This is a genomic window from Brasilonema bromeliae SPC951, from assembly GCF_012912135.1.
Lineage (GTDB): Bacteria > Cyanobacteriota > Cyanobacteriia > Cyanobacteriales > Nostocaceae > Brasilonema > Brasilonema bromeliae.
In genome coordinates, this window is record NZ_QMEB01000269.1 from 1 (window position 1) to 8422 (window position 8422).

8 protein-coding genes and 1 pseudogene are annotated in these 8422 nt (G+C 43.1%); 3 read left to right on the top strand and 6 right to left on the bottom strand.

What is annotated here, in order from left to right:
- The 4 genes from DP116_RS24850 to DP116_RS24865 all read right to left on the bottom strand — a co-directional run.
- On the bottom strand, nt 1-761 hold a 761-nt coding region (locus DP116_RS24850), incomplete at its 3' end, for a response regulator (RefSeq protein ID WP_169157700.1).
- Nucleotides 742-1929, bottom strand: coding sequence for a response regulator (locus tag DP116_RS24855; protein ID WP_169157701.1), 1188 nt, complete (start codon nt 1927-1929; stop codon nt 742-744). The genes DP116_RS24850 and DP116_RS24855, both read right to left, overlap by 20 nt.
- Nucleotides 1926-2333 (bottom strand): nitrogen regulation protein NR(II), encoded by a 408-nt coding sequence (locus DP116_RS24860; protein ID WP_169157702.1) that lies wholly within the window; start codon nt 2331-2333, stop codon nt 1926-1928. Before DP116_RS24860 ends, DP116_RS24855 begins: the two co-directional genes overlap by 4 nt.
- A 23-nt stretch (nt 2334-2356) precedes the next feature.
- Nucleotides 2357-2713, bottom strand: coding sequence for a PAS domain S-box protein (locus DP116_RS24865; RefSeq protein WP_169157703.1), 357 nt, complete (start codon nt 2711-2713; stop codon nt 2357-2359).
- Nucleotides 2714-3058: 345 nt separating this feature from the next.
- Here DP116_RS24865 and DP116_RS24870 point away from each other — a divergent pair, with 345 nt between their 5' ends.
- Nucleotides 3059-4144, top strand: coding sequence for an ABC transporter substrate-binding protein (locus tag DP116_RS24870; protein ID WP_169157704.1), 1086 nt, complete (start codon nt 3059-3061; stop codon nt 4142-4144).
- Nucleotides 4145-4168: 24 nt separating this feature from the next.
- Here DP116_RS24870 and DP116_RS24875 read toward each other — a convergent pair whose 3' ends face one another.
- Together DP116_RS24875 and DP116_RS24880 are read right to left on the bottom strand one after the other, a co-directional pair.
- A complete protein-coding gene (locus DP116_RS24875; protein ID WP_169157705.1) occupies nt 4169-4612 on the bottom strand; it encodes an HmpF-related protein in 444 nt (147 codons plus the stop codon).
- A gap of 133 nt (nt 4613-4745) precedes the next feature.
- Nucleotides 4746-7469 carry a valine--tRNA ligase gene (locus DP116_RS24880; RefSeq protein ID WP_169157707.1) on the bottom strand — a complete coding sequence of 908 codons (2724 nt, stop codon included), beginning with the start codon at nt 7467-7469 and terminating at the stop codon, nt 4746-4748.
- Between the two features lie 68 nt (nt 7470-7537).
- Between DP116_RS24880 and DP116_RS24885 the strand changes: the two genes are divergently transcribed.
- Nucleotides 7538-7957: a GxxExxY protein gene (locus DP116_RS24885; protein WP_169157706.1), complete on the top strand. Its 420-nt coding sequence runs from the start codon at nt 7538-7540 to the stop codon at nt 7955-7957.
- A gap of 39 nt (nt 7958-7996) precedes the next feature.
- Nucleotides 7997-8374: pseudogene (locus tag DP116_RS24890) on the top strand (MFS transporter); the annotation flags it as partial.
- Between the last annotated feature and the right edge of the window lie 48 nt (nt 8375-8422).

The window sequence follows — 8422 nt, forward strand, 5'->3', positions numbered from 1 at the left end:
GTCTGTTTTCGTAATCCCTTTTTATACCCTACCACATTTGACTGCAACTTAGTATTAGTACGAAATTCCATTTCATAGTTTTGCAAAGACCCGGTTTCTAGTAATTTGTCAATAGTGTTGGTATACTTTTCAAAAGTAATTCCATTAAGTTCTGCTACATTTTGCCCAATGATTTCCTCTAAAGAATAGCCGCTCATGGTGAGATAACTGCTATTAACATCAAGAAAGCGTCCTTCTTTTAGAGTGGTGATAGCGATCGGGCTTGGGCTGGAACGAAAAGCTTTACTAAACTTTTCCTCAGCTTGTTTGCGTTCGTGGATCTCTTGTTGTAACTTGGCGTTTTGCTCTTGGAGTGATGAACGCAAATTGCGAATCGTCAGATGATTTTCTACTCGTGCCAGCACCTCTTGCACCTGAAACGGTTTTGTGATATAATCTACTCCACCTACAGAAAAAGCTTTGACTTTATCTAGTACATCATTCATTGCACTGATTAAAATCACTGGAATATCGCGAGTGCGATCGCTTTCTTTAAGCTGCTGACAAACCTCATAGCCATTCATTTCTGGCATATTGATATCAAGCAAAATTAAGTCGGGTGGTGCTGCAGCAGCTCCCCGCAAACCAGCCGAACCTTTGGTGACGCTGCGAACTTTGTAACCTTGTTCTGTCAACATAGCCGCAAGGAGATGCAAGTTCTCAGGGGTGTCATCAATCACTAAGATGTTAGCTAATGGTGTTTTAAACGGCGGGCTGTCCATCGTCGTCTGGTATCAGATCGATAATTTCGTCAAAACAGAAACGATCCACTAAATCAGTGAGTTCCTGAGCTACAGTATGATGGGTTTTGGGGATCACATCAATCAACTGAAAAATGAGTTCGGCATCAACTTGAATGGCTGCTTGATGTAGCGCAGTAATCCACTCCGAAGGCATAATCAGTAAGTCTTGTGGTGTTAGCTTCCCAAATCCAGTTGCGACAACGGGACGACTGTCGTTAGAATCACGGGCTTCGGTTGAAAGCAGATTCTTGCAATCCCCTGGCTGAGAAACTTCTGTAAAGCCCTGGCTGATGAATCGCGTCTGTATAAAATTCTCTTGTTCCTCTGCGTACACATATTGTACTCCCAGATACTCAGCCATCTTGTTAAAGATGATCTCCTCCCGGAACGGCTTGCAGATGAGGTCATCACAACCTGCACCTAAAATACTGGAACGCTGTTCTTCAAAAGCGCTGGCTGTAAGGGCAATAATCGGCGTTCGGGAATATTGACTTTGAGTTATTATTGTGCTATTACTCTGTTCTGCTGCCCGAATTTGTCGAGTTGCTTCATATCCGTTCATCACAGGCATACGCATATCCATCCAAATCAAGTCGGGATGCCATGTTTGCCACTGAGCGATCGCCTCTTGACCATTAGCTACTGCACGTGTCTCAAAACCAATCGAGTTGAGTAACTGTGTCAATAAGTCGCAATTCTCTTTGCGGTCATCTGCTACCAAAATTCGGTATACTCTTTGACCTGTTGCCAGCCCAATCACTTTTTCTTTACGTATCGGTGGTGCAACTTCACATGATTGTGCCTGTTGAACAATGATATTAAAATCAAAGCTAGATCCACGATTGACTTCGCTCTTGAGGCGGATATCACCTCCCATCAACTGCACAAATTGACGACTGATAGTCAGTCCCAAGCCTGTACCTTCTTTAACTTGAGTTGCACTTGCAGTCTGAACAAAAGGTTGAAAGAGATTGTCTAATTCCTCTGGTGCAATTCCTTTACCAGTATCTTGGATTTCAAATAACAAATGGGCATTGGGCAAAATATCTTTAGGATTCTGTATTTCCGTCCCTTGTCCCATTTGGACTCTTAGGGTGACTCCTCCTGTATCTGTAAACTTGATAGCATTTCCCAAAAGGTTGATCAAGACTTGCTGGAGCTTGCCTTCGTCTGCGAAGATATATTGAGGTAAATTCGGGGCAAATTCAACTTGTTAAGAGAGTAGTCGCCCTGCTGAAATTCGTACTCCGTTGCTTCATACTGTTGAACTAGTACCCGCATATTTGGATACGACTCTGGCGCAACAGCTTCACCCGCTTGCTTTAGGGGTAACAAATCGCTTAGCTTCATGTTCAGCACCAAGATATGGGGTTGGCTTACAAGTTTGTCGAAAGCAGCATTACACCACTGCACCTTTCCATCATCGCCCGTCCAAACAATAGCATCAGCGTTAAGCGAAGCTCTGCCGTAGGCAATCGCCCCCAGCGCTACTTCCATTTTGCCCAGAGTTGCCCGTAATTGGCTGGTTAAACTAGTTAAATTAGCACTCATTATGGACTCCTTTGACAGTAGAATTAAGCGGGGTTTAGGGGACGCAGCATTGCCATAAACACCCACTCCCCCTGATGTTTCTCTGCCATAATCAGATGCTCCGCTTCAATTTTTCTACCATCTTTGGTAATTCCAACCAAACGCAGCGGGTGATTGAGAATAGTGGACTTTTCGGTGGTGAGAAAGTGGGAAAAGCCGAGATGGTGAGGGGCATGAAAACCTTCAGGAATAATGACCGTAATCAGCTGATCCTTAATTTCATCTGTACTCCAACCAAAAACAGAGGTAAAGCAATCATTCACATAGGTGACGAACCCTTGATGATCCGCTTTTCCCACGGGTACGTCTGTTTCCTGCTTCATTTCATCAAAGGTTTTCATAACTGCTTGAGGAATAAAGAGTCGAAAATAAACTGTTTACTATTTACTACAGATGTGGCATTGAAAATTCCTACAGCGCGTGTAAAACTTTCATGTGTTGGGCGCACAACAAAGAAATGAAGTTTTTCTTACCCCTTCAAGACAAATGGTACCATTGACGCACCCACCCCTTTAAGGGGTAGGGTGTACAAAAAAGCGCATTTTTTCGTCCCCGTTACACCTTTACACCTCTACACCCCTAGTTTTTGTCAATATCATGCGTTCATCAGCGATGAAATCAGACTTCGAGACATATCCTCACTCTTTGGTGCGATACTGACGACATTGACTCTTGAGTTTTAACTAATGGCTAAAAGACGGCACTTTTTAAAAAGCATAGCAGCAGTTTCTAGCTTATCTTTAGCGAGTTGTGGCTGGAGACTCGGTGATGTGCGAGCTTATTCTGCTACGAAACGTCATAGTGACCAACTTTTTGTTTATACTTGGGAGCAATATACAGATAAAGAATTATTCAAAACTTTTAACGCTCAAACAGGAACTAAACTACTGGCGGATGTGTTTGACTCCAATGAAACCATGTTAAGTAAGCTGCAAGCTGGGGGTGGAGGCGCTTATAGTGTCATTTACCCAAGCGACTACATGGTGCGGAAGATGGTGGACTTGGGGTTACTAACAGAATTAAATCATAAGCGCTTAATTGGTTTAGATAATTTATTTACCCGGTTTCAAAATCCTAATTACGACCCTAACAACCGCTATAGTTTACCTTTTAATTGGGGAACAACAGGTTTTCTTTATAATTCTGAAAAGCTAAAAACTCCGCCAGAAGATTGGGATTATCTTTGGCAAAATCAACAACAACTGTCAAAACGGATGACGTTGATGAATGATGTCCGAGAGGTGATGGGTGCAGTTCTGCGGATGCTGGGTTACTCTTACAATTCAAAAGACGAAAACGAAATCAAACAAGCATATGAAAAATTAAAAGTTCTCAAACCAGCACTTGCAACCTTTACCACAGATGCTTGGCGCAATCAAATTTTGGCAGGAGATTTACTCTTAGCAATGTGTTACTCATCAGATGCTGTGAAAATCTCTAAAGAGAACCCTAAACTAAAATATGTGATTCCCAAAAGTGGTTCCTCACTATGGACAGATACAATAGTCATTCCTAAAACAGCCCCAAATATTGAAGGGGCTTATGCTTGGATGAATTTGATGCTACTACCAGAAGTAGCAGCCCAAACAAGTCAACGGCTGAGTCTTTCTACACCCAACCGCGCTGGGTTTGAGCAATTGCCAAAAAAAGTGCAGAATAATTCTAGCTTGTTTCCGTCAGAATCAATTCTAGATAAGTGTGAACGTTTAGCTCCTTTAGGGCAAACTCAAGAAGTTTATGAACGTTATTGGACTCAATTAACAAGTGGCTAGGATACTGAGGCTATCATCCAAAATCTAAGAACTAGTGCTCTCTTCTTTTTGAACGCCGCTTTTCTCTCGTTTCAAACTTTCTTCTAAGGCTTGAATTTGTTCTCTACGGGCTTCCAATTCTAATGAACGACGTGCTAAATCTTGATTTTGCAATGTTAGGTTTTGTCGCCACTCTTCTGCTCGATCCGCTTCCTGTTGCAAAAATTCTGGAGTAATACCAGTGGTTAGGTAAGCTTTCACCAAATTTAGCACCCAATTTGTGGCATTTTCCAGTCTTTCTATATCGCCTGCGGGGGAAAGTTCTACCAAAACGAGTAAGTTCTCAGTTAAAGACTTGCCCTTCCCCAAAAGAATCAAAGCTTCTTCTGGAATGAGCGACCACATATTTTCAGTTTCTTCACGTGCTAATAATCGCAACTGGAGCTGATTTAAAAATTCGTTTTTATGCACTTGGGCGAGATACAGCATAGAATTTTCTGTCTGTTTATAAACATTTCATACATAAATCTAGTATAAATTCTTTAGAAGCTAGTGGTTAGTAGTTAAGAATACTTTTATATAAGTAACTACTAACAACCAACAACTAAATCATTCCTTGAAACTAGGCTAACCTACGTAGGCGATCGCGCAAAATTTCTGCTTGTTTTTCCGCCTCTGCTAAAGCATTCCTTGCTCCTTCTACCACGTCTGGTCGTGCTTGTTCCACAAAATTAGGATTATTTAACCTATTACTCAGAGGTTTAATTTCTCCTTCTACCTTGCTCAAGCGTTTTTCAATTTTGGCTCGCAGCACGTTGATATCAGCAACGCCAGCAAGAGGAAGTAACACTTGCACCGTACCAACAACGTCCGCAAACGTTTCTTTATTTTGCTCACCAGCAAAGACTAAATTCTCAACCTTTGCCAAATCTTTAATATAAGACTGTCCAGCAGTGAGAATTTCCCGTTCCTTCTCGCTTTCAGTTTGCAAATTCACCGTCACTTTTATCGCCGGTTTAACATCCGCTTCCGCTCGCAAATTGCGAATCGTGCGAATTGTACCAAACAGTAGTTCAAACTGTTCCTCCAAAGTGGAGTCAATTAAGTTTGTCTCAGCCTCAGGGTAAGATTGTAAAGATAAACTTTGCTTGGAATCTTCGCTTTGTTGCGTGAAAGTTTGCCAAATCTCCTCGGTAATATGAGGCATGAAAGGATGAAGTAATTTCAAAATTCCTTCCAGCACATACGCAAGAGTTTGTTGTGCAGTGCGACGAGATGTGGGTTCCGAATCCTTCTGGAGACGAGATTTAACAAGTTCAATATACCAATCGCAGAAATCGCCCCAGATAAAATCGTAAAGTCCCTTTGCTGCTTCTCCTAATCCATAGTTGTCGATATAGTTATTAGTTTGTTTAACAACTTGGTAGTAGCGAGAGAGAATCCAACAGTCACTTAACTCACTGACGCTTGGTTTTCCCAGTTGTTGCGGCGTTTGCCCATCCAAATTCATCATCACAAACCGCGCCGCATTCCACAACTTGTTCGCAAAATTGCGGGATGCTTCCACCGATGACGACTCATCCGTCTTGCGATTGTACTCCAAGCGGATATTTTGCCCTGCTCCTGCGACTTCCTTAACCAAGGTATAACGCAACGCATCAGTACCGTACTTGTCAATCAGCAACAGCGGATCAATACCAGTACCAGCACTCTTAGACTGCTTCTTACCATTTTCATCCAATACCAACCCATGAATGTAAACATCTTTAAACGGCATTTGCCCTGTAAAGTGCCCACCCATCATTGTCATTCTAGCAACCCAGAAAAAGATGATGTCAAAACCAGTGACAAGGGTAGTGGTAGGATAGTAAGTTGCCAAATCCTGAGTTTGTTCAGGCCAGCCCAAAGTCGAAAAGGGCCAGAGTCCGGCAGAAAACCAGGTATCCAAGACATCTGGGTCTTGTTCTATCTTGACATCTTCGCCAAACTGTGCAATTAATTTCTCCTGTGCTTCGGCTTCTGATTTTGCCACAACAAACGGTGTATTGTCAGTAATTTCTCCCCGTGTTTCACTCACCGCATACCAAGCAGGGATTTGGTGTCCCCACCAGAGTTGACGAGAGATACACCAATCTTTCAGCTTCACCAGCCAATCACGATACACCTTTGTCCAACGTTGCGGGACAAACTCTGGCGAATTTTTCTGATCAAGAAATTCTAGCGCATTATCTGCCAGAGGACGAATTTTGACAAACCACTGAGTCGAGAGGAGGGGTTCAATGGGAACTTTACCGCGATCGCTATAAGGAACCGTATGCTTATAATCCTCCACCTTCACTAAAAACCCGTCATCCTCCAGACGAGCAACCACATTCTTTCTAGCAACAAAGCGGTCTTGTCCTTGAAACGAACCAGCATTTTCATTCAAAGTGCCGTTTTTATTCATAATATTGATAAACGGCAGATTGTGACGCTTGCCCATTTCAAAGTCATTAAGATCATGTGCTGGAGTCACCTTCACACAACCTGTGCCAAAACTGGGGTCAACAAACTCATCCCCAATGATGGGAATTTCCCGATTCATAATAGGCAGAGTTACAGTTTTGCCAATCAGATGCTTATATCTATCATCATTGGGATTCACCGCCACTCCAGTATCACCCAACATCGTTTCTGGTCGAGTCGTCGCCACCTCAATATCACCAGAACCATCCGTAAGAGGATAGCGAAAATGCCAGAGATTTCCATTCACCTCCTGATTTTCCACCTCCACATCCGACACCGCAGATTGGGAAGCCGGACACCAGTTGACCAGGTACTCACCACGATAAATTAACCCTTCCTCGTAAAGTTGGACAAAAGCTGACAACACCGCTTTGGATAAGCCCTCATCCATCGTAAAGCGTTCTCGTGACCAATCAACCGAGACGCCTAAACGTCGCAATTGATGAACAATCGCCCCTCCAGATTCCGCCTTCCATAGCCAAGCGCGTTCTAGAAACTTCTCGCGTCCCAAATCGTAGCGAGTTTTACCTTCTTTTTTGAGTTGCTTTTCCAGAATTGTTTGCACAGCGATGCTGGCGTGGTCAGTTCCGGGAAGCCACAGGGTATTACGTCCCTTCATCCGGTGATAACGCACAAGGGTATCAATCAGCGACATCTCAAAGGCGTGTCCCATGTGCAGGCTACCAGTAACGTTAGGCGGTGGGATCACGATACAGTAAGATTCACCACCTTTATTGGGATCAGCTTTGTAAAGTTGGTTTTCTTCCCAAAATTTTTGCCACTTGGCTTCAGTGGAGAAGGGTTCGTAAAGACTAGGAAGGTTAATGTTTGATGCGATCATGCTGGGAAAAGGATACTGTGGAAGGACTTTTATAAATTTTGCCACAGGGTTAAGGAGGAAAAGAGGAAATGAACCGCAGAGGCGCAGAGAACGCAGAGAGAAGAGAGTTAGGAGAGGAGATGAGACAACTAACGGGAGTAGTGATTGGGGCGGCGATTGAGGTGCATCGGATGTTGGGACCAGGGTTTTTGGAGTCGGTTTATCACAAGGCTTTAGAGGTGGAATTTCAGATGCGTGGGATACCTTACAAGTCTAAGCCGCCAGTAGCAGTGAATTACAAAGGATATCAGGTTGGCGAAGGCGAATTAGATTTTCTCATTAGTGATGTCCTCATTGTTGAATTGAAAGCTGTGGAGAAATTAGCTCCTATCCACGAAGCTCAAGTTATTTCTTACCTTAAAATGACAAATCATTCCCTCGCCCTTCTCATCAACTTCAATGTCCCTATCCTCAAAGAAGGTATTAAACGTATCGTACTCTCTTCTTAATTCTCTCTGCGCTCTCTGCGCCTCTGCGGTTCATTATCTATGAAAAATCGAACACTGTCCCGTTCCCCTTGGACTTTCATCCCTACCTTATACTTTGCCTCTGGCGTACCTTACGTCATCATCAACACAGTTTCTGTCATTTTCTACAAAAAACTCGGAATCAATAATACTCAAATCGCCTTATGGACGAGTTTTCTTTATCTTCCTTGGGTCATCAAAATGTTCTGGGCACCTATCGTTGATACTTACTCAACCAAAAGAACATGGATTCTTGCCAGCCAATTTGCTATGTTCTCTTGTTTGGGTTTGATAGCCTTTTCTTTACAGTTACCAAATTTCTTTTTTATCTCCCTAGCAGCATTGACCATAGGAGCATTCATTTCCGCAACTTATGATATTGCTACTGATGGTTTTTATAGTGGGTGAGATGAAAACCCTGTGGCTTTAGCCCAGGGACGCCACATG